The organism is Rothia similimucilaginosa, from assembly GCF_029850985.2.
GTDB lineage: Bacteria > Actinomycetota > Actinomycetes > Actinomycetales > Micrococcaceae > Rothia.
In genome coordinates this window covers 1437717-1463864 of sequence record NZ_CM138149.1, presented here as the reverse complement: position 1 = coordinate 1463864, position 26148 = coordinate 1437717, and the positions used below count along the sequence as shown (strand labels likewise).

18 protein-coding genes and 1 tRNA gene are annotated in these 26148 nt (G+C 57.1%); 13 read left to right on the top strand and 6 right to left on the bottom strand.

Going from position 1 to position 26148, the window contains the following annotated elements:
- Window positions 1-111: 111 nt before the first annotated feature.
- The 8 genes from QFX07_RS06055 (at window position 112) to QFX07_RS06020 (ending at window position 10178) form a co-directional block, all read left to right on the top strand.
- A complete protein-coding gene (locus QFX07_RS06055) occupies window positions 112-1242 on the top strand; it encodes a pseudouridine synthase (RefSeq protein ID WP_279740390.1) in 1131 nt (376 codons plus the stop codon).
- 18 nt (window positions 1243-1260) lie between these two features.
- On the top strand, window positions 1261-2430 hold the full coding sequence (locus tag QFX07_RS06050) for a prephenate dehydrogenase (RefSeq protein ID WP_279740391.1): 1170 nt from the start codon (window positions 1261-1263) through the stop codon (window positions 2428-2430).
- Between the two features lie 54 nt (window positions 2431-2484).
- Entirely contained in the window at window positions 2485-3177 is a 693-nt protein-coding gene (gene cmk / locus QFX07_RS06045; protein WP_279740393.1) for a (d)CMP kinase, read from the top strand.
- Between the two features lie 111 nt (window positions 3178-3288).
- A complete protein-coding gene (gene der, locus QFX07_RS06040; RefSeq protein ID WP_279754703.1) occupies window positions 3289-4869 on the top strand; it encodes a ribosome biogenesis GTPase Der in 1581 nt (526 codons plus the stop codon).
- A 199-nt stretch (window positions 4870-5068) separates the two neighbouring features.
- Window positions 5069-5142: transfer RNA gene (locus QFX07_RS06035), tRNA-Pro, on the top strand.
- Window positions 5143-5674: 532 nt separating this feature from the next.
- A complete protein-coding gene (locus QFX07_RS06030; protein WP_279754701.1) occupies window positions 5675-7312 on the top strand; it encodes an L-lactate permease in 1638 nt (545 codons plus the stop codon).
- A gap of 577 nt (window positions 7313-7889) precedes the next feature.
- Window positions 7890-9512, top strand: a complete 1623-nt coding sequence (locus tag QFX07_RS06025) for an L-lactate permease (RefSeq protein WP_279740398.1) — start codon at window positions 7890-7892, stop codon at window positions 9510-9512.
- A 276-nt stretch (window positions 9513-9788) separates the two neighbouring features.
- Window positions 9789-10178: a DUF1304 domain-containing protein gene (locus tag QFX07_RS06020; RefSeq protein ID WP_279754699.1), complete on the top strand. Its 390-nt coding sequence runs from the start codon at window positions 9789-9791 to the stop codon at window positions 10176-10178.
- Window positions 10179-10320: 142 nt separating this feature from the next.
- Here QFX07_RS06020 and QFX07_RS06015 read toward each other — a convergent pair whose 3' ends face one another.
- The 5 genes from QFX07_RS06015 to QFX07_RS05995 all read right to left on the bottom strand — a co-directional run bounded on the left by QFX07_RS06015 (window position 10321) and on the right by QFX07_RS05995 (window position 16712).
- Window positions 10321-10932 carry a methylated-DNA--[protein]-cysteine S-methyltransferase gene (locus QFX07_RS06015; protein ID WP_279754698.1) on the bottom strand — a complete coding sequence of 204 codons (612 nt, stop codon included), beginning with the start codon at window positions 10930-10932 and terminating at the stop codon, window positions 10321-10323.
- A 638-nt stretch (window positions 10933-11570) separates the two neighbouring features.
- Window positions 11571-11834 carry an N-acyl-D-glutamate deacylase gene (locus QFX07_RS06010; RefSeq protein WP_279754697.1) on the bottom strand — a complete coding sequence of 88 codons (264 nt, stop codon included), beginning with the start codon at window positions 11832-11834 and terminating at the stop codon, window positions 11571-11573.
- Between the two features lie 390 nt (window positions 11835-12224).
- Entirely contained in the window at window positions 12225-13781 is a 1557-nt protein-coding gene (glpK, locus tag QFX07_RS06005; protein ID WP_279754695.1) for a glycerol kinase GlpK, read from the bottom strand.
- A gap of 42 nt (window positions 13782-13823) precedes the next feature.
- Complete coding sequence (locus tag QFX07_RS06000) at window positions 13824-14621, bottom strand: MIP/aquaporin family protein (RefSeq protein ID WP_279754694.1); 798 nt, start codon at window positions 14619-14621, stop codon at window positions 13824-13826.
- A 345-nt stretch (window positions 14622-14966) separates the two neighbouring features.
- A complete protein-coding gene (locus QFX07_RS05995) occupies window positions 14967-16712 on the bottom strand; it encodes a glycerol-3-phosphate dehydrogenase/oxidase (RefSeq protein WP_279740409.1) in 1746 nt (581 codons plus the stop codon).
- Between the two features lie 122 nt (window positions 16713-16834).
- On the opposite strand from QFX07_RS05995, the gene QFX07_RS05990 reads away from it, so the two are divergent.
- On the top strand, window positions 16835-17782 hold the full coding sequence (locus QFX07_RS05990) for a sugar-binding transcriptional regulator (RefSeq protein WP_279754692.1): 948 nt from the start codon (window positions 16835-16837) through the stop codon (window positions 17780-17782).
- 356 nt (window positions 17783-18138) lie between these two features.
- Window positions 18139-18537 carry a hypothetical protein gene (locus tag QFX07_RS05985; RefSeq protein ID WP_279740413.1) on the top strand — a complete coding sequence of 133 codons (399 nt, stop codon included), beginning with the start codon at window positions 18139-18141 and terminating at the stop codon, window positions 18535-18537.
- Between the two features lie 187 nt (window positions 18538-18724).
- Here the strand turns inward: QFX07_RS05985 and QFX07_RS05980 are convergent, their stop codons facing one another.
- Window positions 18725-19651: a LysR family transcriptional regulator gene (locus QFX07_RS05980; RefSeq protein WP_279740414.1), complete on the bottom strand. Its 927-nt coding sequence runs from the start codon at window positions 19649-19651 to the stop codon at window positions 18725-18727.
- 514 nt (window positions 19652-20165) lie between these two features.
- Between QFX07_RS05980 and QFX07_RS05975 the strand changes: the two genes are divergently transcribed.
- From QFX07_RS05975 to ftsR, 3 genes are all read left to right on the top strand, one after another.
- The gene (locus QFX07_RS05975; protein WP_279740416.1) at window positions 20166-23657 is read left to right on the top strand and encodes a bifunctional proline dehydrogenase/L-glutamate gamma-semialdehyde dehydrogenase; all 3492 of its coding nucleotides are present in this window, start codon (window positions 20166-20168) and stop codon (window positions 23655-23657) included.
- Between the two features lie 438 nt (window positions 23658-24095).
- A complete protein-coding gene (gcvH, locus tag QFX07_RS05970; protein WP_279754690.1) occupies window positions 24096-24488 on the top strand; it encodes a glycine cleavage system protein GcvH in 393 nt (130 codons plus the stop codon).
- A gap of 601 nt (window positions 24489-25089) precedes the next feature.
- Window positions 25090-25863 carry a transcriptional regulator FtsR gene (ftsR, locus tag QFX07_RS05965; protein WP_279754688.1) on the top strand — a complete coding sequence of 258 codons (774 nt, stop codon included), beginning with the start codon at window positions 25090-25092 and terminating at the stop codon, window positions 25861-25863.
- Window positions 25864-26148 lie beyond the last annotated feature (285 nt).

Below are 26148 nucleotides of genomic sequence, written 5' to 3'. Positions count from 1 at the left end.
CTGCAGAACTACCCCGGATAAGCGCCCCTGGCGCTGATATAAACACCACACATTCGGTGCTGGGGCACAAAGACTAACAAATACTACAACGATAGAAAAGAGAAGAATACCATGGCATATGGAAACTCCTCCCGCGGCGGCCGCTCTGCATCCGGTCGCCCCCAGAGCTCCCGCGGTGGCCGTCCCAGCGCCGGTCGTCCCGGTCAGGGTGGTAAGCCCGGCGCTAAGGGTGCATCCGCACGCGGCGGTCGTCCCGGCGCACCGAAGAGCGGCGCTGGTAAGGGCGGCGCAAAGGGCTTCGGCGAGAAGAAGTTCGGCGCAGGCCGCGCAGGTTCCGGCCGAGGCCGCGGCACCGAACTGCCCAAGCGCGAACGCCGCGCACCGGGCCGCCCCTACCGCTCCGGCGAAGCCTTCGCGAACGAGCGCGGTGAATACCGCGTCAGCAACTACGCTGGCCCTCACCGTCCCCGCCGCCCACGTAACGCCCCGGTAGACCACTACGAGTTCTACGACCACGACGGTGTGCGCCTGCAGAAGCTGCTGGCTCAGGCCGGTGTGGCATCCCGTCGCGTCTGCGAAGAAATGATTACTGAAGGTCGCGTCACCGTCAACGGTGAGGTCGTGACCGAGCTGGGTGTACGCGTGGACCCCTCCAAGGTGACTGTGCAGGTGGACGGCATGACCGTTCAAACCAACGACAAGCTCGTCTACATGGCATTCAACAAGCCCGCCGGCGTGGTCTCCACCATGGAAGACCCCGAGGGCCGCCCCTGCATCTCTGACTTCCTGCGTTCCTCCATGAGCGAGCGTGTGTTCCACGTGGGCCGCCTGGATGTTGAAACTGAGGGTCTGCTGCTGCTGACCAACGACGGTGAACTGGCGAACCGACTCACCCACCCCTCCTACGAGGTGCCCAAGACCTACCTGGTGCAGGTTCCCGGCCCGATGGAGCCCGGTGTCGGCGCAGCCATGAAGAAGGGCATTCGCCTGGAAGACGGCGTGACTCGTGTGGACGAGTTTAAGCTGGTGGATTCTACCCCCGGCCATGTGCTCGTTGAGGTGACCATCCACTCCGGTAAGAACCGTATTGTGCGCCGCCTCTTCGACGCTGTCGGATACCCGGTTGAGCGCCTGGTTCGCGTTGAGATGGGGCCGATCCGTATTGGTTCGCAGAAGCAGGGCACTGTCCGTAACCTCTCCAAGGTCGAGATTGGTCATCTGCTCGCTTCGGTGGATATGTAATAACGCTAAGGAGTTGTCATGAGCTCGCCCGCTGAGCTTTCCGCATCTGAGCTGCACATGGACTCAACGCTGACCGGGCCGGTACTCATTATCGGCTCGGGTCTGCTGGGCGCCTCCATTGGTTTGGGATTGCGCGCGGAAGGATGCGAGGACGTGTACGTCCAAGATATTTCACCCACCGCCGAGGCTGTGGCGCAGGATATCGGTGCTGGTACAAGCTTCTCCACCCTGTCGGAGCAGGAGCGTGCCTCCCTCGCCCCGCAGCTGGTGGTGGTGGCTGCGCCTCCGGATAGTGCCGGTGCCGTGTGCGCTCGCGCGCTGAACACCTATGCACCTCGGCCGGAGGTAGGATACCCAGGCGCCGTGGTGACGGATGTTGCCTCCGTGAAGGTGCAACCGCTAGCTGATGTGCTTGCCTCGGGTGCGGATGCGTCCCGTTATGTGGGTTCGCATCCGATGGCTGGGCGTGAGAAGTCCGGCCCGGTGGCTGCACGCGGTGAGCTGTTCCAAGCGCGTCCGTGGATTATCTGCGAGCACGATTCGGTTCGTCCCGAGTGTGTGCGTCTGGTGCGTTCTGTGGCGGTTGAGCTGGGCGCGATTGTGACTTCTCTGAGCATTGAGGAGCATGATCAGACGGTTGCTCTGATCTCTCATGTACCGCAGGCGATGAGTTCGCTTCTGGCTTCGCGTCTGCAGGACACTCCGCTGTATGCGCTGTCCCTGGCGGGTCAGGGTTTGCGCGATACGGTGCGTATTGCGGCTTCGGACCCGACGCTGTGGGTACAGATTTTTGCAGCAAACGCTGACCCGATTGTGAAGACCCTCTACGGGGTGCGTGATGACCTGAATCGCCTCATCGCAACGCTGGAGAACCCGACGGCCTCCGGTGCTCGCCTGGATTTGGCGCAGCTGATGAGCGAAGGCAACGCGGGCGTTAACCGTATTCCGGGTAAGCACGGTACGGCCCCCGCCGCGTTCGCAAAGATGACGGTGCTGGTAGATGACACCCCCGGCACGCTGGCTCGTTTGCTTGCCGAGATTGGTGAGCTGGGCGCGAACCTTGAGGATTTGCGTCTGGAGCACTCGACGGGCGCCCCGGTGGGTATGGCTGAAATCTCGGTCAATCCGTCTATTCATGAGGCGTTGGTCCGCGATTTGTCGGCTCGCGGTTGGCGTGTTGTGAAGTAGAGTTAAAGCTATATTTTCCGGCATAAAGTTTGAGACGAATTTGAAGGAGTGCTGATGCACGAGAACCCTAAACTGACGATTGCTATTGACGGTCCCTCCGGTTCCGGTAAGTCGTCTGTGTCTAAGGAAGTTGCACGCCACTTTGGTCTGGCGTACCTGGACACCGGTGCAATGTACCGTGCCGCAACCTACCGTGTGCTGGAACTTGGCATTGACCTGAACGACACTGAGGCGATAGCGAAGGCTGTCGAAGAGATGCCCCTGGTGTTCGGTACGAACATTAAGGAAGAAGAGATTCTGATGGGCTTGACCGATATCCGTGAGGAGATTCGTAGCGAGCGCATTTCTTCGGCCGTTTCTGCTGTGGCTTCGGTTCCGGCGGTTCGTGAGCACCTGATTGGCCTGCAGCGTTGGATGATTGACCACGCTATTAACGGCATGGTCGCTGAGGGCCGTGACATCACCACCGTGGTCGCGCCCGACGCTGATGCGCGCATCCTGCTGACTGCTTCTGAAGAGGTGCGCATGGCGCGCCGCGGCCTGGAAAACGCGGAGAAGTCCGGCGCTTCGGGTGACTTGAGCAAGCAGATCGCTGAGCGTGATGCGAAGGATTCGAAGGTCAATAACTTTATGGAAGCTGCCGAAGGCGTGACCCGGGTGGACAGCTCGGATCTTGATTTTAATGCGACGGTCTCTGCAGTGATTAACGCTGTGAATGACCAGTTGAAGGCGAAGCGCGCGGGTTAGGCCCGCCGAAACGCTGGGGGAGTGGCGTATCCGCTCCTGAGAAGACGTTGAGCCGCGCTCGCGCGCTGACCATTGGGTTGGGCGCGGGGGCGGGTAGAGAAAGGAATGCGCATGGCTGAGGACGCTATCCGCGACGATTACGAAGATAAGTACCTGGGCGGTGGCGAGGACGACGTTACCGAGCGCCTCGCTGAGATTGATGATGAGACCGCTGAACAGCGTGCTCAGGCTCTGCTTGAAGGTCTTGAGGACTATGACCTGGATGAAGAGGACCGCGCCCTGCTGGGTGCCTGGGGCTTCGACATTGAGGAAGAAGAAGAGCAGCTCGCTGATCCGGTAGTGGCGATTGTTGGCCGCCCGAATGTGGGTAAGTCGACCATTATTAACCGTATTCTGGGCCGCCGTGAAGCGGTGGTTGAGGATAAGCCGGGTGTGACTCGTGACCGCGTGTCCTATAAAGCCGAGTGGCTGGGTAAGAGCTTCACCCTGGTTGATACCGGTGGTTGGGAGTCTGACGCCCGCGGTATTGATGCTCAGGTGGCTGAGCAGGCTGAGATTGCTGTGGAGCAGGCCGATGTTGTGGTCCTTGTGGTGGATGCCCGCGTGGGTGTGACTGCTTCGGACGAGCAGATTGTGCGTATGCTGCGCCGTGTGAAGAAGCCGATCATTCTGATTGCTAACAAGATTGATGACGCTCACTTGGAGCCGGAGATTTATAACCTCTGGTCGCTGGGTATGGGTCAGCCGTTCCCGGTGTCGGGTCTGCACGGCCGTGGCCTGGCGGATGCTCTGGACGAGATTCTTGAGGTCATGCCGGAGCACTCGCAGTTTGCTCAGCCGGAGGCGCTGGGCGGCCCGCGTCGTGTGGCTCTGGTGGGTCGCCCGAACGTGGGTAAGTCGTCGCTGCTGAACAAGTTGGCTGGTTCTGAGCGTGCCGTGGTGAACGACCTGGCTGGTACGACTCGTGACCCGATTGATGAGATTATTGAGCTGGGCGGCTACCCCTGGCGTTTTGTGGATACCGCGGGCATTCGCCGTCGTCAGCACATGGCTAAGGGCGCGGAGTTCTACTCTTCGCTGCGTACTCAGACTGCTCTGGAACGTTCTGAGGTTGCCGTGGTGCTGCTGGATGTTTCCGAGCCGATCTCTGAGCAGGATGTGCGTATCGTACAGACTGTGATTGATTCGGGCCGTGCGATGGTTCTGGCATTCAATAAGTGGGATACCCTCGATGAGGATCGCCGCGACATGCTCGAGCGAGAGATTGAGCGCGACCTGGCGCACGTGCAGTGGGCACCTCGCGTGAACATTTCGGCGAAGACCGGCTGGCACAAGGACAAATTGGTTCCCGCTCTGGAGTACTCGCTGGAGTCGTGGGATTCGCGCATTCCGACCGGTCGTCTGAACGCGTTCCTGGGCGAGATTGTGGCCGCGCATCCGCACCCGCTGCGTGGCGGTAAGCAGCCGCGTATTCTTTTTGGTACTCAGGTATCTTCGCGTCCGCCGAAGTTCGTGCTGTTTACTACCGGTTTCTTGGATCCGGGCTACCGCCGCTTCATTATGCGTCGTCTGCGTGAGACTTTTGATTTCACGGGTACTCCGATTGAGATTTCGATGCGTGTGCGTGAGCGCCGCTCTCTGGGTGAGCGTCAGAGCGCGAAGGCTAAGAAGGGCAAGGGCAGCCGCCGCTAGTAGCGGGACATATCTGCTTGATGCTGTGTTGCGGGGCTCGGCCCCCACGCGCTGGATTCTGTGCAGAAAATCTGCGCGAAAAAGATTTTTAAGATTTTTTCTAAAAACGGGGATTCTGGCTTGCGTGGGGGTTGAAAGCCCGGTATAGTTATTCGAGTGTTCGAGGGAAACCTTGAAAATAATATCGTGAATAACGAATCGGGTTGTGGCGCAGCTTGGTAGCGCACTTGACTGGGGGTCAAGGGGTCGCAGGTTCAAATCCTGTCAACCCGACAGATAAAGCTCCGGAAGGTTTTTCCTTCCGGAGCTTTTTGTGTTGTCTGTTGTTTTGGTGTCTATATATCAATTCAATGGTTTCTTGAATCTTCAGTGGATGTGAAGGATGGATGTAGAGATGGCGCGGGGTAGTAGAGTTTAGGTTAGCGTGCAATTATGAGCTTCGATTTAAATGTTGGAATATGACCGAATTTGTGGGGGACGAGTGGTACATTTGTAATCGAGGAACTGTGTTTTAGGAATCAGAAGCGTCGACTTTGGTACTGATTTTTTCCTTGATAAATCAAGGAATAATTAGGTTTCTATGACTAAAACACAGCTTCAAGCACACCAAATTTCATAGTCGTAAAATCAACACGAACCCAAGTAAAGGTAAATATTCCCGTGGGGTAGCCTCCCCAACGCATAAAGCAACGAGAAAATATACCTGAAGCATGCGGCATACACATGGCTACGCGCACCATTGGGCAGGCTTTACGGCACAACACAATCCCGTCCTTCATGGGCGCGGAAAGGAACACAAAACATCATGTGGCAGCAAGTCTACGACCCGCTGAACTCGAGCGCGCTCTCGGCACTCGTGGCAGCAGTCCCGATTATTTTCTTCCTTCTGGGCCTCACCGTCCTGAAGCTCAGCGGTATTAAATCTGCCGTTATCTCCCTCGTCCTAGCTCTCCTCATCGGTTGCGCTATCTTCGGAATGCCCGTCACCGCAGGTGCAGGCTCCATCCTCCACGGTTTCCTCTCGGGCATGTGGCCCATCGGCTGGATTGTTCTCATGGCAGTGTGGCTCTACCGCATTTCCGTGCGTTCGGGCGGCTTCGAAATTGTTCGCTCCTCCATCTCCTCCATCTCTACCGACCAGCGCATCCAGATGCTGCTGATCGCATTCTGCTTCGGTGGCTTCCTTGAAGGCGCTGCAGGCTTCGGTATTCCGATCGCTATCTGTGCTGCACTGCTTGTGTCCCTGGGCTTCAACCCGCTCAAGGCCGCAATGTTCGCACTGATCGCTAACGTGAGCTCCGGTGCATACGGCGCTATCGGTATCCCCGTGACCACCGCAGCAACCCGCGGTGGCGTGGACCTGCACGCACTGTCCATCGAAATGATCCTGGTACTCCAGATCATGGCGGCTCTCATCCCCGTACTGCTCGTCGCTATTCAGGACGGTCTGCGCGGTATCCGCGAGGTCGGTCTGGTAGCTCTCATGGTCGGCGTGATTTACTCCGGCGGACAGTCCGTTCTGCTCGCAGGCCTCGGTAACCCCGAGCTTGTCGACATCATCCCGCCGCTGCTGGCCCTCGTTGCTCTGGCACTCATCATGCAGAAGTGGCAGCCCAAGCACATCTTCCGCGAGCCCACCGCTCCCTCCCTGGAGGAAGTTGAGGCTCAGCAGAGCGTCAAGCACACCGGTAGCGAAATCCTCAAGGCATGGAGCCCCTTCATCTACCTGTCCGTCGTGATTCTGCTCTGGTCCACCGTGATGAAGCCGCTCTTCGCTAAGGGTGGTCTGCTCGCCTTCAGTAACTTGAGCTTCAACATTCCGTGGGTGCACCAGAGCATCCAGCAGACGGCACCGATTGTTCCTACCCCCAAGGCATTTGACGCGGTCTTCACCTGGAACATCATTGGTGCTTCCGGTACCGCAATTCTGGTCGCTGCAATCATCACCATCCTGACCTCCTCCATCAGCTGGGGTGAGGCTATCGAGGAACTCGGCGGCACCTGGAAGCAGCTGCAGACCCCGATCCTCATGATCTGCCTGGTCATGTCCGTTGCTAACGTCATGAACTACGCGGGTATGATTACCTCCATCGCACTGGCTGTTGCCGCTGTGGGCGCAATCTTCCCGCTGCTGTCCCCGATTATCGGTTGGATTGGCGTGTTCGTGACCGGTTCGGTGGTGAACAACAACATCCTCTTCGCTGGCCTGCAGGCTACCACCGCACAGCAGATTGGCGTCAGTCAGACCCTGCTGGTTGCATCTAACACCGCCGGTGGTGTGATGGCGAAGATTGTTTCCCCGCAGTCCATCGCAATTGCAGCCGCTGCTGTGAACAGCACCGGCGAGGAATCCAAGATTACCTCCATGGCGATCAAGTACAGTGCCGCTCTGCTGGCTATCACCTGTGTTTGGGTTTACGTCCTGTCCTTGGTTGTTTCCTAAACAGCGTAAAGCTCCGATGCGCGTCACCTACCTTCTCTGAAAGGTGAGGTACCCGCGAGGCGGTTTACCAAAAGCCCCCTTCTACTTCGGTAGGAGGGGGCTTTCGCATTATGCACCAATATGTAACTTATCGGCTTGAAATAGTGCTAGAAGTGGGAATATCAGGACAGCTGCTGGTGCCGATAGGGAGTGCATCATAATGACTCTTAACTGTCGTTTCACACTGTAAAAACACTCAATGCAGGATAAAAGATTCATAAAGTGTAGTGATAAAATTTCCAGCGGGCATTGGCGCCGTAGGTGAGAGCACGAGCTTAAGGATTTTTAGCTTCTAGGCCTCCAACGAGAGAACCAACGCCCCGCACCGTGGAAACATCCTTCCCGCGCTCCTGCCTTCAGCCAAGGCTCCAACATATATTCATGATGTTGCTACGCCTTTCACGTTCAGAGATTCTTAGCGATAGAGGCGTCGTGAGGCTACGCCTCGTGCTACCCCATAGGGCAGGCGGACGCACCCTACAGCGGCATCCAAACCGCTGTAGGTACACCCTGCTGCGGGGAAGGACAAACTACTCTCATGTGGTCGCAAACCTACGATCCCCTTAACGCCTCAGTACTTTCTGCACTTGTCGCGGTATCCCCTATAATTCTTTTTCTGCTCTGTCTCACGGTTTTCAAGCTCAGCGGTATTAAATCAGCGCTGATTACCCTGGTCCTTACCCTGGCTATTGCAATGGGAGTCTTCCACTTGCCGTGGACGGCAGCAGCCGGGTCCATTCTCTACGGATTCCTCTCAGCGCTCTGGCCTATTGCATGGATTGTGCTCATGGCAGTGTGGCTCTACCGCATCGCGGTACGTAGTGGAAAATTTGCCATCGTGAGGGCCTCTGTCTCATCTATCTCTGCCGATCAGCGTATCCAGGTGCTACTCATCGCTCTCTGCTTTGCCGGCTTCATTGAGGGTGCGGCGGGCTTCGGCATTCCGATTGCTATTTCCGTGGCGTTACTTGCTGCCCTAGGCTTCAACCCGCTCAAAGCTGCGATGCTTTCACTGGTTGCTAACGCCACCGTGGGCGCATACGGTGCGGTCGGTATCCCCGTCACCACTGGTGCTGCTATTGGTAACGTAGATTTGGGCCATCTATCCAATCAGATGGTGTGGGTTCTACAGATTTTTGCAGCGCTAGTACCTGTTCTCGTGGTCGCTATTCAGGATGGCCTGCGCGGTATCCGCGAAGTTGGTCTGGTGGCTCTAGCTACCGGTATCGTGATTTCTGGTCTGCAGAGCATCATGCTGTGGGTTTTGCAAACCCCTGAGCTGATTGGTATTTTGCCTCCGCTGGTTGGCTTAGTATTCCTGGCCGTTGTTATGCGTTTCTGGCAGCCGAAGACTATCTACCGTGAACCCACTGCCCCCACGCTGGAGGAGCTGTCAGAGCAAGAAGAACCGACGTACAGCCTGCGTGAAATCGCGGATGCCTGGAGCCCCTTTATATTCCTCTCCATCACCATTTTGCTCTGGTCTACTGTACTGCACCCTGTCTTTGATGTTGACGGACCGCTGGGCTTTATGAATTTGAGTTTCCATGTGCCCGGTATACACCACCAGATTGGTGACGGTGAAGGTTTGGCTATTCACGCGGTCTTCAATTGGAATATTCTGGGTGCTGCCGGTACAGCTATTCTGGTTGCTGCTCTGCTCTCGGCCGTGACCTCGAAGATTACTGCGCGTGCGGCTCTTGAGGAGCTCAACGGTGCGTGGCAACAGCTGAAGAAGCCCATTTATATGATTTGCCTGGTGATGTCTGTTGCAAACCTCATGAACTATGCAGGTATGACCTCGTCTATTGCTTTGGCAGTGGCTACGGCTGGTGCGCTCTTCCCGCTCTTCTCGCCCATCATTGGCTGGATTGGTGTGTTTGTGACCGGTTCGGTGACCAACAACAATGTGCTCTTTGCGGGGCTGCAGGCAAGCACTGCGCACCAGATTGGTGTGGATCCAGCGATGCTAGTGGCTGCCAATACTTCCGGTGGCGTGATGGGTAAGATCGTCTCCCCGCAGTCGATTGCGGTGGCGGTTGCCGCTGTTAATGAGGCGGGTCAGGAATCGAAGGTTACCTCTATGGCAATCAAGTACAGCCTCTTCTTGCTGGTGTTGCTGTGCATTTGGACGTATATGCTCACGCTTATCGTGCACTAGCTGTTTTCGCCTAGTTGCTTTCCTTATTGGGGGAAGAACCAAACAGATGTGTTGAACGCTCGTTGCGATGTCTTGTTGTGACGAGCGTTCAACCTATCTGCGGTATCCAACGTCATACGATGCGGATAATCCACGGGGCTGGAGTAGAATTAGTGTTTGTTCCCACACGCCGGATACGTAGATAGGAGAGGCTATCCGGCTGCTACTCGTGTGTTGCCGGCTGACCTGTTGGTGAGCCACACAGCTAACAGATGACCTACTACTCAAGGAGAAACAATGCAGACGCTCGCAACGGTCACCACCGTTTTTGCCTTTGTAGCAATCGCTATTCATGTGTACATCTGGATTATCGAGTCGTTCCTCTGGACTAAGCCTAGAGGCCGCGAAACCTTCGGAATGACCGAAGAGTTTGCCGAGTCCACCAAGGAAATGGCTGCAAACCAGGGCCTGTACAACCTGATGCTCGCCTGGATTGCCGCAACCGGTCTGCTCGCATTCTGGTTCGGCTCCCCGCAGGTGGGCGTGGCGCTCCTATTCGCAGGCCTGGGCTCCATGGCGGTTGCCGGTGCCTACCTGTTCCTCACCTCCCCGGATAAGCGCAAGCCGGCGCTGATTCAGCTGACCCCGCCGCTGCTGGCGCTAATTTTCCTCTTTGCGACGATTTAATTCAGATTGGAACCTCTCAACGTATAGAAGCCGCGTGTTACTTCTACGAAGTACCACGCGGCTTTTCTCTGCCCGGGCACACCTTCGCGCCAGAGGCTCAAAGGCTTAGCTGAAAAGACCCGAACAGCCTCGTCTGTAGGCGCTAGAAGAGCCGCGCCTCCCGCACCTCTTCCGGCTCCTCCAAGTCAAGGAGGAACTGCTTACGCTCAACCCCGCCAGCGTAGCCGGTCAAGCTACCGTCAGCACCAATAACACGGTGGCACGGAATCATAATAGAAACCTTATTACGGCCGACCGCCTGACCCACAGCCTGTGCCGGAGCGCCGGGACCAACCGCACGCGAAATATCGCCGTAAGTGGTGGTGTACCCGGCAGGAACAGTCTTCAAATGCTCCCACACAATCAGCTGAAAATCGGTACCCTCAGGATCTAACGGCAGTGTAAAAGAAGTGCGCTTGCGCGCAAAGTACTCAGACAGCTGCACCGTAGCCAACTCAAGAAGCTGCGCCGCCGCATACTCGCCGGCAGGCTCATCATCTTCCGGCGTGCCGTGGTCCCGCAGGTAAGCCCCGGGATTCTCAACCAGTCCACCAAGCTCATGGGGGAGCGGAAAATGCGCCTGATCCTCGTACCAGATGCCAACAATCGCGTTCGCTCGGGCAGCAATATAGAGCAAGCCGACGGGGCTCGGGTAGCGAGTGTACCAGCGCGTAAGTGCTTCCGGTGGCTGCGGCGAATCGGTCGCTTTGGTCATGCTCTTCCTCATTGGCTCGTGGGCGTGTACTGCAGATGGTATTAGGTGCAAATATTCCTTTCAACCATCATAGGGGAGGGGCACCTCCGTACCGTACCCGCAGCTGGTTTTTTCTATAACTGACCACTATGTATGAGATGTATACGCACCGTCGTTGAAATATTTCAGGATGCCCGGCAATTTTGATTGAGCCCGAAGAGCTGGCATTCTGTGAAGTACACACCGATACATCGCAATTCAATACTCCGGCTTCTCCACTTTATAGTGATGCCTTCCATAGTGGTACCAATCCTTCTGCTGTGGGAGCTCACAGCGCTGAGCACCTCAGACCACACTCGCGACCCGAGAGCCCTTATCTACCTGATTCCTATTGTTCTCATTACAGTGGTGCTCCTTCTGGGTAGGATGGCTTGTTGAACGACCCCCAGCTGGAAATATAACGCTTTTGTAGTCCATGAGAACACAAAGGCAGAACTAGCCAGAGCCGAAGCACGTCAAAGTACTGGTTCAACCTGTTGAGAAATGGTTGCAGAACCGGGCTCTGAACCACGATTTAATATAAATGTGCCGCCTCACTGACACCGGTGAGGCGGCACATTTTATATTGTCTAGGGGAAAAGAAGCCCGCTACTTAGCAACTACTCCGTCAGTGTTGCCCCCGTGTGGTGCAGATGCGGCAGCCGGGTTGAGTGCAGGTCGTGGCCGAGTACATCGTGCGCATCCGGGTCCTCGTTCGGGAGCACATGCGAGTACTTGGAGTAGTCGCGGTACAGCGCGTAGGCACCAATTACGGTCAGTACGATAGCAATACCCAGAGCCCACGGCACAGCGGCGGCTGAATACAGGATAGAGAAGAGCACCAACAACCAGGAAAGAGCAGCAGCAAGAATTGAAATGTTCATAGCAATAATTGCATGCCTGCGGAGACGGACATCAACCATAATCGGTGCGGGATAACCCGCTTCCTCTTTCCGGGAGCGTATGCTCTGGTCTCATGCACACCAGTAGGTGCTAGAGGCGTAACCAACCACCATCTGCGGCGGCCAGAATAGAATCAATAAGCCTATATATCTATGATATGGCGCGTGAAATAGAGATAAAAGGCGTATATACGCCATAAGAGCAATCCCACATAACAGATGAATTGTTATCTCAACAAGAAGCATGAAATGAGTGCTTTTTACAGTAAGAACTGCCGCAAAAAGCCACGGCTGCTTCAACCCCATAGCGGGGGAGAAACAGCCGGGGCTTCGTTAGTACGCGGGCCGTGCCGTCAGGCAACGGTGCTGCGATTAGGCGGTCGGAACGTCCTCGTCGACCCACTCGAGGGTGCGCGAGACAGCCTTCTTCCAGAGGCGGTACTGGCGGTCAACCTCTGCGGGTTCCATGGAGGGCAGCCAGCGCTTGTCCTCAACCCAGTTGTCCACAACGTCCTGCTCCCCGGCCCAGAAACCAACAGCGATACCTGCAGCGTATGCTGCGCCCAGAGCGGTGGTCTCAACAACCTTCGGGCGGATCACAGGGACACCGAGGATGTCAGCCTGGAATTGCATGAGGAACTCGTTAGCGGTCATGCCGCCGTCCACGCGCAGCTCGGAGAGCTTAACACCGGAGTCAGCGTTCATTGCGTCCAGAACCTCGCGGGTCTGGAATGCGGTTGCTTCCAGTGCCGCACGCACGATGTGTGCACGGTTCACGTAGCGGGTCAGGCCAACGATGACGCCACGAGCGTCGGAACGCCAGTGAGGTGCGAACAGGCCGGAGAATGCGGGAACAACGTAGCAGCCACCGGAATCCTTGACGGAGGTAGCCAGTTCCTCAGACTCTGCAGCGTGCTCAATCATGCGCAGGTTGTCGCGCAGCCACTGGATCAGGGAGCCGCTCATTGCAACCGAGCCTTCCAGAGCGTAGACGGGAGCTGCGTCGCCAATCTTGTAGGCGACGGTGGTCAGCAGACCGTTGTTGGAGAAGACAGGCTCGTTGCCGGTGTTCATGAGCATGAAGTTACCGGTACCGTAGGTGTTCTTCGCCATGCCCTTCTCGAAGCAAGCCTGGCCGAAGGTTGCAGCCTGCTGGTCGCCCAGGATACCCGCAATGGGGGTGCCTGCGAGCAGGCCGGTTGCGCGGCCGAAGCCGTACACCTCGGAGGAGGACTTGATTTCGGGCAGCATGCTCATGGGGATGCCCATGTCTGCAGCGATCTGCGGATCCCATTCGAGGGTGCGGATGTTCATTAGCAGGGTACGGGATGCGTTGGTTACGTCGGTGACGTGAACGCCGCCCTCAACACCACCGGTCAGGTTCCAGACCAGCCAGGTGTCGGTGTTGCCGAAGAGCAGGTCGCCGCGCTCTGCGCGCTCGCGTGCGCCTTCAACATTGTCCAGGATCCACTTGATCTTGGGGCCGGAGAAGTAGGTAGAGAGGTTCAGGCCGACGATGTCGTGGTACTTGCCAACGCCCTCTTCGCCTGCGAGCTCTTCAACGATTTCCTGGGTGCGGGTGTCCTGCCAGACGATTGCGTTGTAGACGGGCTCACCGGTGTTTTTGTCCCACACGACGGTGGTTTCACGCTGGTTGGTGATGCCGACTGCAGCGATTTCGTGGTGGTTGACTTCGCCGTTTGCCATTGCGGTTGCTACAACCTTACGGACGTTATGCCAAATCTCGGTTGCGTCGTGCTCGACCCAGCCTGCCTTGGGGAAGATCTGCTCGTGCTCGAGCTGACCGTGCGCTACGTTCTCGCCTGCCTTGTTGAACAGGATCGCGCGGGAGCTGGTGGTGCCCTGGTCGATGGAGAGGATGTACTTGCGCTTGGTGTCGAGGGTCGCGGAGTGCAGAGAAGTCGTCATTGATTTTTCCTTAGAACTAAAACGACGGGGTTTTTGAGAGGTTTAGAGGGGCAGAACTGCTGGAATGATCAGGCCAGCGAGGATAGCGCCGATGATCGGGCCAACAACCGGAACCCATGCGTAAGACCAGTTGGAACCGGTCTTACCGGGAATGGGAAGCAGAGTGTAGGCGATACGGGGGCCGAGGTCACGAGCAGGGTTGATAGCGTAACCGGTTGCGCCACCGAGGCTCATACCGATAGAAACAACTACCAGGGCAACAGCCAGGGGGCCGAGCTCGCTAGGGGTCTTACCGGATGCGATGATCCAGCCAATCAAGACGAAGGTACCGAAGACCTCGGTGATCACGTTCCAGCCGTAGGACTTGATGGCGGGGCCAGTGGAGAAGATGCCGAGGCGGTCGCCCGGGTCCTCATCGAAGTGCTTCTTGTAGGTGAGGTACGCACCGGTTGCGCCGGCCATTGCACCGAGCATCTGAGCGACGATGTACAGAGCGATGTTGCCTGCGGTTGCGGGAACTCCGGCTGCCAGATCGCGGCCAGCGGTTGCCAGGCCTGCGGTCACTGCGGGGTTCAGGTGTGCACCGGAGAGGAAGGAGAGGTACACGGCGGTGAACACTGCCAGACCCCAGCCGAAGGTGATAACGACCCAGCCTGCGTCCTTAGCGTAGGACTTCTTGAGGGTCACTGCGGCACATACGCCGGCACCGAGCAGAATCAGGATGAAGGTGCCGAAGAATTCGGAAGCGAAGATTCCAAGGGGGGTGGGGGCACCGGATGCATCCACGAGTGCGGGTGAACCGGCTACAAGTACAGTTCCTACGGATGCAAGAAGAGACATTGATGCTCCTTGAAGACGAAGCGTCTGGAAGGCAAGCGAGCCGATGCTTGTTTGTTCCTGTGCCTTCCTCCCCGCAATGCGGTTTTTGGGCACAACGCTGTGCTGAAATGTGTAGCGGTTGCCACGAAAAATGTTGGTTGAATGTCTGGGTGAGAAGCAGATTGCCCTGTGGGCTAAGCCCGTATTTAGCACTCTGCTTCTTGTGCAGGGGATTATCGTAAATGGTTATTTAACCGTCCGTCCACCCCTCACCGGCAAGTATGAGATAGCCCATAACCGGTGAGGAGCGAACCTAAGGTCCGTACCAAATAATCGGTTGCGAAAGGTAGATGGAATCTCTAAGGATTAGAGCTTCACGCGAGGTGCCACGGGGGTAACAGCCTCAATCTTTGCTGACGCTTCAGCGTCAGTGGAGGTGGACTCTGCCTCGCGCATTGCTGCAACGCGTGCTGCGTAGAGGTTGAGTTCTTCCTTGACCTTCTTGTCATCCCAGCCGAGCTCGGCACGCATGATGTCGAGGATCTCGTCTGCTGCCGCCAGGCCGCGGTCACGCTGCTCGAGGTCGAGGCGTACACGGCGGACCAGAACGTCCTCCAGGTGTAGGGCACCTTCGTAGCGGATAGCGAAGACGACGTCTGCACGCAGGAACTGGGGTGCCTTAGCCAGGGGAGTGCCGAGGGAGGGGTCAGCGTCGATGAGAGCGCCGAGGTCCTCAATCTGTGCGCCGTAACGCTCCAGCAGGTGGGTGATGCGGTCCTCATCCCAGCCGTAACGCTCTGCGTAGCGTGCACGGTTAGCAGCGATTGCGTGGTAGCCGTCTGCACCGACCAGACCGATAGTTGCGGTCACGGAGGGGTTCTGCTTAGCCTGCTCACCCAGTGCGAAGTCGACAGCGTCTGCAGCCATGACACGGTAGGTGGTGAGCTTGCCGCCTGCGATTGCGCTCATGCCGGGTGCAACCTCGGTCACGGTGTGCTCGCGGGAAACCTTGGTGGATGCTGCGCCGTCCTTGACCTTGGGCTGCAGTAGCGGGCGCAGACCGGTGTAGGTGCCGATGATATCCTCGCGAGTCAGCGGGTTAGCGATCAGCTTGTTAGCCTGCATCAGGACGTAGTCGATGTCCTTACTGGTTGCGACGGGGCGCTCGCGGTCCTCGGCGTAGGGGGTGTCGGTGGTGCCGATAATCCAGTAACGCTGCCAGGGAATGATGAAGAGAACGGATTTCTCGGTCTTGGTGAAGATACCGCTGGTTGCGTTGATACGGTCACGGGGAACAACGATGTGGATACCCTTGGAAGCCAGAACCTCCAGGCCAGCATTGGGGTTAGCCAGGGACTCGGACTCTTCGGTCCACACGCCGGTTGCGTTGATGACGTGCTTTGCACGGACGTTCAGGCGCTCGCCGGTCTCCAGATCGGCCAGCTCTGCGCCGATGACGCGGCCGGATGCGTCCTTGGTGAAGCCGACAACCTGGGTGCGGGATGCAGCCAGTGCACCGTAGCCTGCAGCGGTGCGGATGACGTCGATGACGAGGCGTGCGTCGTCAACACGTGCATCGTAGAACTGGATTGCGCCGCTGAACGCGGAGTCCTTGATGTCGGGGAAGACGGTCTTGGTGCCGGTCTTGGAGAAGTGACGCTGGGAGGGGACGCCCTTGTTGCCGCGGGAGCCGAGGAATGCGAGGGTGTCGTACATGCCGATGCCGATTGCCGAGTATGCACGCTCAATGACAGGCATCTTCAGCGGCCATAGGAAGGGCTGTGCGTGCACCAGGTGGGGTGCAATCTTGTTCAGCAGCAGGCCACGCTCGGTCAGTGCTTCAGTCACGAGCTTGAAGTCGAGGTTGTAGAGGTAACGTAGACCACCGTGGACGAGCTTGGAGGACCATGCGCTGGTGCCTGCAGCCCAGTCACCTGCTTCGACGATGCCGGTGCGCAGACCGCGGGTCGCTGCGTCGAGAGCAATGCCTGCGCCGGTAATGCCGCCACCTACAACCAGGATGTCAAGTTCTTCATTGACCATGCTCTTGAGTGCCTGGGTGCGGGATTCGGCAGTCAGCTGAGACTGCTGTGCAAAGTGTTGGGAGCTCATGTAGTGCTCTTTCTGCTCGTGCCGCGTGTGCGGCATGGGGTTTCATCTTGCATTTAGTAAAACCCAATGGTGAAATAATAACCAAGTAGCATGAACGGATTTTCACTAGGGGTCTGTAGTCAATGAACGAACGCACTAATCACACCTATGAAGCGGCGCAGCTTTACTACATCCACAACATGACAATGGACGCTATCGCGGCCCGTCTAGGGGTTTCGCGCGCCACTGTCTCACGCCTGCTTAAAAGCGCTCGCGAGAGCGGAATGGTGCAGATTCGTCTGGACGAGTCCTTCCGTACCCGTAGTGAGCTGGAGCGACGTATTGGTGAGCGCTATAAGGTGCGTGTCACCCTCGTGAATGTGCGACCCGATGCAACCCCCATTGCCCGCATGAGCCAGGTATCTCGCACTGCGGCGGCGCTACTTGATTCCCTGGTTGACAACGGAACGAGTCTGGGTGTGGCGTGGGGTTCAACCATGACTGAGATTTCTCGCCACCTACCTCGCCGCCCGCTTACCGGTGTGACTGTGGTTCAGCTGAACGGCGCGGGTAACGCCCACCATTCCGGTATTCCGTACCTGGGTTCTCTGCTGGGGCATCTGGTGAACGCTTACGATGCGCACACGATTCACTTCCCGGTTCCTGCGTTCTTTGACTATGCGGACACCAAGACCGCCATGTGGCGTGAGCGTAGCGTGCAGAAGAACCTGCATGCCCAGCACAATGTTGACCTCGCCATTTTTGGTGTGGGTGCTTTTGGCGGCCCTATTCCGTCTCACGTGTATTCGGGTGGTTATTTTGAGGCGCAGGAGCAGCGTCACTTGCGGGAGCTGGGTGTTGTGGGGGATATGTGCACGATTCTTTTGCGTGAGGACGGCTCTTGGGCTGATTTGGAGCTGAATAAGCGTGCATCCGGTCCGACTCCGAAGGAGCTGGCTCGTATTCCGCGTCGTATTTGCGTTGCGTCCGGTACTCACCGTGTGCGTGCTTTGCGTGGTGCCTTGCGTACCGGCGCGATTACTGATTTGGTTCTTGATGATGCGTTGGCAAAGGCGCTCATGGAGAAGTAGCTAAAAATAATCGCCGCGGGAATGAGGGTCCGTGGTTATGGGCTAAAAAGGTACCTTGAATCTGAAAGGGTAGCGCTGAGAGCTTTCTATGTGAACCTCTCAATTGCCGCCTGAACAATGTTTCAAGGCGCCGTTTAGTATCGTCAAAAACTGCACCGATAATGGCGTGAAGGTCGGTAGCGCCGGCCTGTTTACTACCGGTACCTCTGGCACTGAGAATTCCATATGGGTGGGGGTAACACGATGGTTGGTGTGAGCACCTACGGCTACCCCTACCCGAGGTACCCGGAGGGTGCCGTGCCGGTCCGTCGGTTCCTGAGAACACGCTTTTTGCTCCCGGTATGGAGCGTTGGGATATGACTGACCGCGGCCTACGTAAGATTTGGGACCGTAATGATGTGTACTCTTCGGCTGTTATTCGCTATTGCTCCGCTGATGGCCTGATGTACACCTGTGAGCGTTGCCGCGCTTCGGCTTTGGTGGCTCCTGTGGATGCTCTGAATCTTGATGCGCTGCGCTGTTGCGCGCAGACCGGTCAGGCTGGTACTGGCGACGAGAATGTTCTGGAGTTGAGTACCCCTATTCCTCGCGGTCATCGTCTGGATATTCAGCTGAATTATCAGGTGGCTTCGGGTGTTACCGGTTCTGCGTTGAAGCAGGTTCATCTGAGCGCTGTGCTGGATATGACGGCGGCTGGTTTGTCCTCTTCGTGCTACGAGGTGCAGAGCCGGACTGTGGTTGCTTCGCTGAACTAGCAGTTGAGCTGGCCCCGTGACGGATGTGCACGGGGGGGGGTGGAGTGGCTCCACTGTTGCGTGCTTTTATAGCTCTACATATAGGCGCCTGTTGAAAAAGACATATTGAAAGGTCGAGGCCGTTTGTGGGAACGGCCCCGACCTTTGCGTTGGTCGGCTTATCGAGATGGGCGGCAACCAATTTTTCCTATGCGGTTTCGGTCTTGTTGTGTTCACTGAATGCCACCTGCACGGCGTGGTGTAGCGCTTGACGCACCATGGCAATGGCGGGGTTGGCGGCGGACTCTCGGCGTACCGCGGTAAAGATTTTGCGGGAGGGTTTACCGGGGAGCTCTACGATGCGTAGTCCCTCGGTGGTGGAAAGAGAGGAAAGGATGAAACCGGGCACGATGGTGACGGCGAATCCTGCCTTGACGAGGTTGGAGTTCGTGATCATGTCGTTGGCGCTGTAGCGGATGACCGGCTCGAATCCTGCGGTGCGGCACTGGTTGAGTGCCCAGCTGCGGGAGGTGTTCTGCTCCATTTCGAGGACCCAGGGCAGTGCGTGTGCCTCCTCGATTGAGGTGATGGTGGAGGTACTGGGCACGATGAGGCTGAGCGGGTCTTCGGTGAGTAGCTCGGAATGCAGTTCGGGGTATTCGGGGATGTGGTGGTGCGGGTAGGCTTCGGAGAGCACCATGTCGTATTCGCGGCTTCGGGTCAGGGAGGTGCCGGTTTCGGGGTCGATTTGGAGTACCTGCAGGGTGAGCGAGGGGGCATGCTCGGCAAGGTAGGTGAGAGTTTCCGGTAGCAGCGCGAAGGCCGCGGACTGGAAGATGGCGAGGCGGACCATGCCTGCCGGTTCGCCGGTGAGGTTGGCGACGGAGGTTTGCATGCGGTCGAGTTCACGCAGGATGCTTCGGGCGCTGTCGACGATGATGAGTCCGGCGCTGGTGAGCTGTACGCGCCTGCCGATGCGCTGCAGCAAGGGGGTGCCGGTTTCTTTTTCGAGGGTGGCAATCTGCTGGGAGACGGCGGAGGGGGTGAGACTGAGTGCTTCAGCGGCGGCGATGACGGTGCCGCGTTCTTGGATTTCGAGGAGCATTTGCATGCGTCGGATGTCGTAGATTGACACGTTTTTCCTCCCTGGTGCGCTCGGTTATTCGGGTAGGCTGCGCTTCCGAACTCTTCCGTGGTGTGTCTCTTATCGTGGACCCTTATCTATGGTACCGTGCGGGCTTCTGGCCGGTTCTTTTTGAGGCGCATGAAGTGGGGTGATGGCATGTTGGCTTGTGTAGCGATTATTTTCTTGTTGATGGGACGATTCTTGGGTGTGAAGACTCCTCTGGGAATGGTTTTGAGGTGTTCGTTTGTTACGAAATTAGTTCGATATTTGCGCGCTGAAAGTGCTAGCCTGAGAGAGATGGATAGCGATGTCGCTACAAACCTTACCTTTGTCTCTTCGAACAGTAGGTTCGGAGGGGGCGCAGGGTGAAAACCTCACCACACAACCATTAAGAAAATCTAAATGAATTTTGGAAAAAACATTCAGTTTTTCTAATGAGGTATTTATTACCCTTTTGTGGTGAAATAGAGACATCGCCAAACGTGGTGTGCGCCGCACACAGTAAGATAGTTAGGAGTCAAGGATGACCCATCCTTTCGCATCTGAGCACTACCAGAAGATGGCTCTGGAAGCTCGTCAGCTTGTTCGTCAGTGGGTAAACGAGTCCCAGTCGATCAAGCCCACCTTCGCAGCTGAGCAGCTCGCCGGTGTTCTGAAGGACCCCAATGGTCTTCCCTTCACCGTCGGCTTTGTTGATGGCGTTATTCGCCCCGAAGACGACAACGTCTCCGGCCGCAACCTCTCCCGCATCTCCGGTCTGGCACCTTCCTTCCTGCCCTGGTACATGAAGTCCGCTGTTGGCTTCGGTGGCAAGCTAGCTGGCAAGGTTGCGTGGCCCACCGTTCCCGTTGCACGCCGCGTGCTGCGCGAGATGGTCGGTCACCTGATCGTTGACGCTTCTGAAGAGAAGCTGGGCGACGCTATCGCAGAGCTGACCAAGACCGGTAACCGCCTGAACGTTAACCTGCTCGGTGAAGCAGTTCTGGGTGACAAGGAGGCAGAGCACCGCCTGGCTGAGACCAAGCGCCTGCTGGCACGTGACGACGTTGACTACGTCTCCATCAAGGTGTCCGCTGTTTCCGGACCCCACCAGCACTGGGCATTCGACGAGGTCGTTGAGACCGCTGTTCGCCGCCTGACCCCCCTGTATGAGCTGGCTGCATCCACCTCCCCCAAGAAGTTCATCAACCTGGACATGGAGGAGTACAAGGATCTGGACCTCACCATTGAGGTATTCACCAAGATCCTGGACCAGCCCCACCTGAAGGACCTGGAAGCAGGCATCGTGCTCCAGGCATACCTGCCCGATACTCTGGCTGCAATGCAGCACCTGCAGGAATGGTCCGCAAAGCGCGTTGCTGCTGGCGGCGCAGGCATCAAGGTCCGCCTGGTGAAGGGTGCAAACCTCTCCATGGAAATCGTGGAAGCTGTTATGCACGGTTGGCCGCTGACCACCTGGGACACCAAGCAGGCTGCTGACACCAACTACAAGCGCGTTCTGGACTATGCACTGCGCCCCGAGCACGTGAAGAACGTCCGCCTCGGTATTGCAGGCCACAACCTCTTCGACGTTGCTTTCGCTCTGCTGCTGTCCGAGGACCGCGGTGTTAAGGACCGCGTCGAGTTCGAGATGCTGATCGGTATGGCTGAGCAGCAGGCTGAGATTATCCGCCGCCGTGTTGGTCACCTGCTCCTGTACGTGCCCGTCGTGAACCCCAAGGAATTCGACGTTGCAATCGCATACCTGATTCGTCGTCTCGAGGAGAACGCATCCTCCGAGAACTTCATGTCCGGTATCTTCGACCTGGCAACCGACGAGTCCATCTTCAAGCGTGAAGAGGACCGCTTCATGCGTGCACTGAACTCCGTCACCGACGAGGTTCCCGCATCCAAGCGCACCCAGAACCGTCTGACCGAGAATGAGGACGACGTCTTCGTACCGGCTGGCCGTTTCGAGAACACCCCCGACACCGACCCCGCACTGGCTGGTAACCGTGAGTGGGGCCGCGCAATCCTTGAGCGCTCCAAGACCACCAAGCTGGGTATCGACACCCTCAAGGCTAACGAGCTGACCAGCGAGGCTGAGGCTGAGAAGCTGATCAAGGAAACCGAGGAAGCTGGCAAGGCTTGGGGCAAGCTCTCCGGTCACGAGCGTGCAGAGATTCTGCGCAAGGTCGGTAAGGCTATTGCACTGCGCCGCGGTGACCTGCTGGAGGTTATGGCAGCTGAGGCTGGCAAGACCCTGGAGCAGGGCGACACCGAGGTCTCCGAGGCAATTGACTTCGCATACTACTACGCAATGCTGGCTGAGGACCTCGAGAAGATCGACGGCGCAAAGCCCAAGTCTGTTGACCTGACCCTGGTTGTTCCCCCGTGGAACTTCCCGACCGCTATCCCCGCCGGTGGTGTTCTGGCTGGTCTGGCAGCAGGTTCTGCTGTCATCTTCAAGCCCGCAACCATTACCGCACGTACCGGTGCCCTGATCGCAGAGATCATGTGGGATGCAGGCGTCCCCAAGGAAGTTCTGAAGCTCGTCAAGGTTGTTGACCGCGCTGCAGGCAAGCTGCTCATCTCGCACCCCGAGGTTGACCGCCTGATTCTGACCGGTGGTTACGAGACCGCTGAGCTCTTCCGCTCATGGCGTGATGACCTGCCCCTGTTCGGTGAGACCTCGGGTAAGAACTCGATTATTGTCACCCCGAACGCTGACATCGACCTTGCCGTCAAGGATGTTGTTTACTCGGCATTCGGTCACGCAGGTCAGAAGTGCTCCGCTGGTTCGACCGTTATCCTGGTTGGCTCCGTGGCACAGTCCGAGCGTTTCCGCCGTCAGCTGATTGACTCCGTCAGCTCGCTGCACGTAGCACACCCGCAGGACATTGAGTCCGAGATGGGCCCCGTTGTTCAGAAGCCGGAAGAGAAGCTGTTGCGCGGTCTGACCACCCTCGGCCCGGGCGAGCGTTGGCTTATCCAGCCGAAGGAACTGGACGAGACGGGCCGCCTGTGGAGCCCCGGTGTTCGTGAAGGTGTCAAGCCCGGTTCCGAGTACCACATGACTGAGTACTTCGGCCCCATCCTGGGCATCATGACCGCTGACACCCTGGAAGAAGCAATCGAGCTGCAGAACGCACCCGATTACGGCCTGACCGCAGGTCTGCACTCGCTGGATGCTGACGAGCTCGAGCTGTGGCTCTCCAAGGTCCAGGCAGGTAACCTGTACGTCAACCGTGCAATTACCGGTGCAATCGTTCAGCGTCAGCCCTTCGGTGGTTGGAAGAAGTCCACCGTGGGTTCCGGTACCAAGGCTGGTGGCCCCAGCTACCTGATTGCTCTGTCCGATTGGGAGCCCGCACAGGCAACCGCAACCGCTGTCACCCAGTCCGTGACCGTCCGCGAGACCCTGGCCACCATCGAGAACTCCGAGCTGGGTAAGCGTGAGGACTTCGGCTTCATCAAGCGCGGTGTCTCCTCTGACGCACACGCTTGGGATACCGAGTTCGGCTTCGGTCACGATCCCTCGAAGCTGGGCGTGGAGCGCAACATTCTGCGCTACGTACCCACCCAGGTTCTGGTTCGTGCTGACGAGTCCGCATCCGCAGCAGAGACCCTGCGTGTTGTGCTCGCCGGTCTGGCAGCTAACGCACCGGTCGCTCTGTCCGTCGGTAAGGACCTGCCGGTCGACGTCCGTGGTGTCCTCGAGAACAAGGGTATCAAGTACGAAGTCAAGTCGGACGCTCAGTTCCGTGAGTACCTGGCTTCGAACGCTAAGACCCCGGTTCGCGCACTGGCTGGTACCCCGCTGGAAGGCACCCGTATCCGCTACATCGGTAACGATGAGAAGTCCATCTACTCGGCACTGGGTGGTCGCCCGGACGTTGCAGTGTATTTCGCACCCGTCACCGAGGCTGGCCGTATCGAGATGCTGCCCTTCCTCCGCGAGCAGGCTGTTTCGATTACCGCACACCGTTTCGGTAACCCGAACCGCTTCTCCGAGCGCGTCATTTCTTCCCGCTAAGGCGCTGTGAGAGTTTAGCTCTCTAGTCTTAGGCTCAGGGCCCTACACCTTTATGGTGTGGGGTCCTGAGCCTTTTTGCGTACCCTGCACCTTTTACGCACTGTGCTGTACCCCTTTGTATACGCTGTATCCATTCCGTAGGTTCCATAACCTACGGGAGGTGCCCGGTAATCGGGGGAGTGGCTTGTAGAGTATGCGCGGCGGGGTGATTGATAAATAGTGGGACTATTCGGCTCTTGAGAATGGTTGGAGGGGGTGGGCACAGTATAGTAGATGAAAAATAGTGTCTTAGAAGTAGTACGGGAGTGTTTAGGCATGCCCCGCATTACTTCTTATGTGATAATTGGTGTAGGACGTTTCGCTATCCCACACGCGGAACGACACCGTGCGCGGGATAGTCCGCGCTACGCAAAATCACACTGAAAGGACACCGCTGCTATGAGCAACGTTCCCGCAGAACTCTCGTACACTTCTGAGCATGAGTGGGTTTCCGCTCTCACCGCTGAGGGCACTGTCCGTGTTGGTATTACCGACCACGCTCAGGATGCACTGGGTGATGTCGTCTACGTCGATCTTCCCTCTGTCGGCGACTCTGTAGTTGCTGAGGATAGCTTCGGAGAGATTGAGTCCACCAAGTCCGTCTCTGATCTTTTCGCTCCTATTGCCGGCGAGATTGTTGCAGTGAACGAGGGTCTGGAAGATGATCCCGCACTGGTTAACTCGGACCCCTACGGAGAGGGCTGGATTGTTGAGATTCGCCCCGAGAACGCTGATGATCTGGCAAACCTGCTGGATGCAGAGGCATACAAGGCTGAGCTAGGTAAGCTCTAAGTCGGATAGATTCTAAGACCTTCTATAGGCCTCAGATAAGAGGTATGTAGTGGTGAAACGGCGAGACCTATTGGTCTCGCCGTTTTTCTTTTAAAATGCACACAAACGCAAGTAGCGGGGTGCATTTAAGGTTCTTCTTGAGGGTGTCTAAACCTGCTGAAGAGGCTTGAAAGATAGCTAAACCCTAAGTGGGAATTTCTTTCAAGTTAAATGTGATGAAAACTTCTACTACCGAGAGAAGATAAAATTTTCCTTGTAAAGCGGTCCAATGTGGGAAAAGCATGTTCACAACAGTGGAATTTTGTTAAAATTGGTACTGTCACTACTGGAAAGTGCCTGAATCCGTGATTATTTTTGGGTTCAAAACGCCCCCGAAAAGGGCTATTTGAATAGCAAAATACCTTGTGAAACTATAAGATTGTCTCGAAGGTTTGCGCTTTATCATTTTGTGATAAACAACTAAATTTATCTATCACACTCTCAACACTAAGCAAAGATGTTCGGTACGCTGCGATAACCCCCCCTCACCAGGGGGAACGAGCCACTCATTCAAATTTCGGCTCGTATCGACATTGTCTGAACAAGTACCCGAAAGACGTAGATGACCTCACGCATCGATAAGAACCTCACTAACGCTGAGGTCCAACTAGAGGACGTGGAGAACGGTGACTCTGACCGTAACCCGCGTGACGTTAAAAGCCGGACCATTGGTCAGGTTCTTAGCCAGCTTGATTTGGAGTTCCCCGGAATTAGCGCATCCAAAATCCGCTTCCTGGAGGAACGCGGTCTCGTGCACCCCAGTCGTACCGAAACCGGTTATCGCAAGTACTCCCAGACGGATATTGAGCGCCTGCGCTACGTCCTCACCATGCAGCGCGACCACTACATGCCGCTGAAGGTAATCCGTCAGCACCTGGAGGACCTGGAAACCGGTCGCGTACTGAACTCCATGCCTGCCACCGTAGGCGAAGACGTGCTAGACACCGTCCTCGGCCCGAACGAGCAGGAAGGTCGCACCTACACTCTCCGCGAGCTGGCAGGATATGCTAACACCACCCCCGAACAGATTCGCGAGCTGATTGACTTTGGGCTGCTCGAAGATGGCTCAGGCGTGAAGTACACCGATTACGATGTGCTGATTGCCCGCGTTAGTGCAGAACTGACCAAGCACGGCATTCAGCCCCGTCACCTGCGCGCATTCAAGTCTGCGGCAGACCGCGAAATTTCCCTCGTGGAAATTGCGGTGGCTCCGCTGGCATCACGCCGCGACGCAGCCTCCCAGGCTCAGGCGCAGGAACGAGCCGACAAGATTCGCAAGCTGTGCCTGCAGCTGCACGCAACTCTCGTCGAATCGGCGATGCCTACCTACGAGTAGGCGCACGAAGATACAGGCTACCGATAGTCTGCCCCTCGTAAACTCCCAGCGGTTCTATCGCACCGCAAACGGGGATTTCCCTCAGGAAACCACCACTGACCATGGTGATCCCTCTATAGTCTCTGCCCCTTACCAACGGGTAGCGGTCTGTAGCAGTCTCTAAACTTGGACGAAGCCGACGCTGGCACGCTCGGATTTTCTGCCCTGTCGTCCAACACGAAGAGCTTTCTAGCCAGGGGGCTCCCGCCCTGCCAAGGCTGCTCAGTCAACTCAGCTGTAAATGCG

What these genes read in the sequence shown, in the direction of transcription:
- QFX07_RS06015 (WP_279754698.1), bottom strand. Translation starts at nt 10,932, where the DNA reads ATGACCAAAGCGACCGATTCGCCGCAGCCACCGGAAGCACTTACGCGC.
- QFX07_RS05985 (WP_279740413.1), top strand. Translation starts at nt 18,139, where the DNA reads ATGACTGACCGCGGCCTACGTAAGATTTGGGACCGTAATGATGTGTAC.
- QFX07_RS05975 (WP_279740416.1), top strand. Translation starts at nt 20,166, where the DNA reads ATGACCCATCCTTTCGCATCTGAGCACTACCAGAAGATGGCTCTGGAA.
- QFX07_RS05990 (WP_279754692.1), top strand. Translation starts at nt 16,835, where the DNA reads ATGAACGAACGCACTAATCACACCTATGAAGCGGCGCAGCTTTACTAC.
- QFX07_RS05995 (WP_279740409.1), bottom strand. Translation starts at nt 16,712, where the DNA reads ATGAGCTCCCAACACTTTGCACAGCAGTCTCAGCTGACTGCCGAATCC.
- QFX07_RS06020 (WP_279754699.1), top strand. Translation starts at nt 9,789, where the DNA reads ATGCAGACGCTCGCAACGGTCACCACCGTTTTTGCCTTTGTAGCAATC.
- QFX07_RS06010 (WP_279754697.1), bottom strand. Translation starts at nt 11,834, where the DNA reads ATGAACATTTCAATTCTTGCTGCTGCTCTTTCCTGGTTGTTGGTGCTC.
- cmk (WP_279740393.1), top strand. Translation starts at nt 2,485, where the DNA reads ATGCACGAGAACCCTAAACTGACGATTGCTATTGACGGTCCCTCCGGT.
- QFX07_RS06030 (WP_279754701.1), top strand. Translation starts at nt 5,675, where the DNA reads ATGTGGCAGCAAGTCTACGACCCGCTGAACTCGAGCGCGCTCTCGGCA.
- QFX07_RS06000 (WP_279754694.1), bottom strand. Translation starts at nt 14,621, where the DNA reads ATGTCTCTTCTTGCATCCGTAGGAACTGTACTTGTAGCCGGTTCACCC.
- QFX07_RS06025 (WP_279740398.1), top strand. Translation starts at nt 7,890, where the DNA reads ATGTGGTCGCAAACCTACGATCCCCTTAACGCCTCAGTACTTTCTGCA.
- der (WP_279754703.1), top strand. Translation starts at nt 3,289, where the DNA reads ATGGCTGAGGACGCTATCCGCGACGATTACGAAGATAAGTACCTGGGC.
- QFX07_RS06055 (WP_279740390.1), top strand. Translation starts at nt 112, where the DNA reads ATGGCATATGGAAACTCCTCCCGCGGCGGCCGCTCTGCATCCGGTCGC.
- QFX07_RS06050 (WP_279740391.1), top strand. Translation starts at nt 1,261, where the DNA reads ATGAGCTCGCCCGCTGAGCTTTCCGCATCTGAGCTGCACATGGACTCA.
- glpK (WP_279754695.1), bottom strand. Translation starts at nt 13,781, where the DNA reads ATGACGACTTCTCTGCACTCCGCGACCCTCGACACCAAGCGCAAGTAC.
- gcvH (WP_279754690.1), top strand. Translation starts at nt 24,096, where the DNA reads ATGAGCAACGTTCCCGCAGAACTCTCGTACACTTCTGAGCATGAGTGG.
- ftsR (WP_279754688.1), top strand. Translation starts at nt 25,090, where the DNA reads ATGACCTCACGCATCGATAAGAACCTCACTAACGCTGAGGTCCAACTA.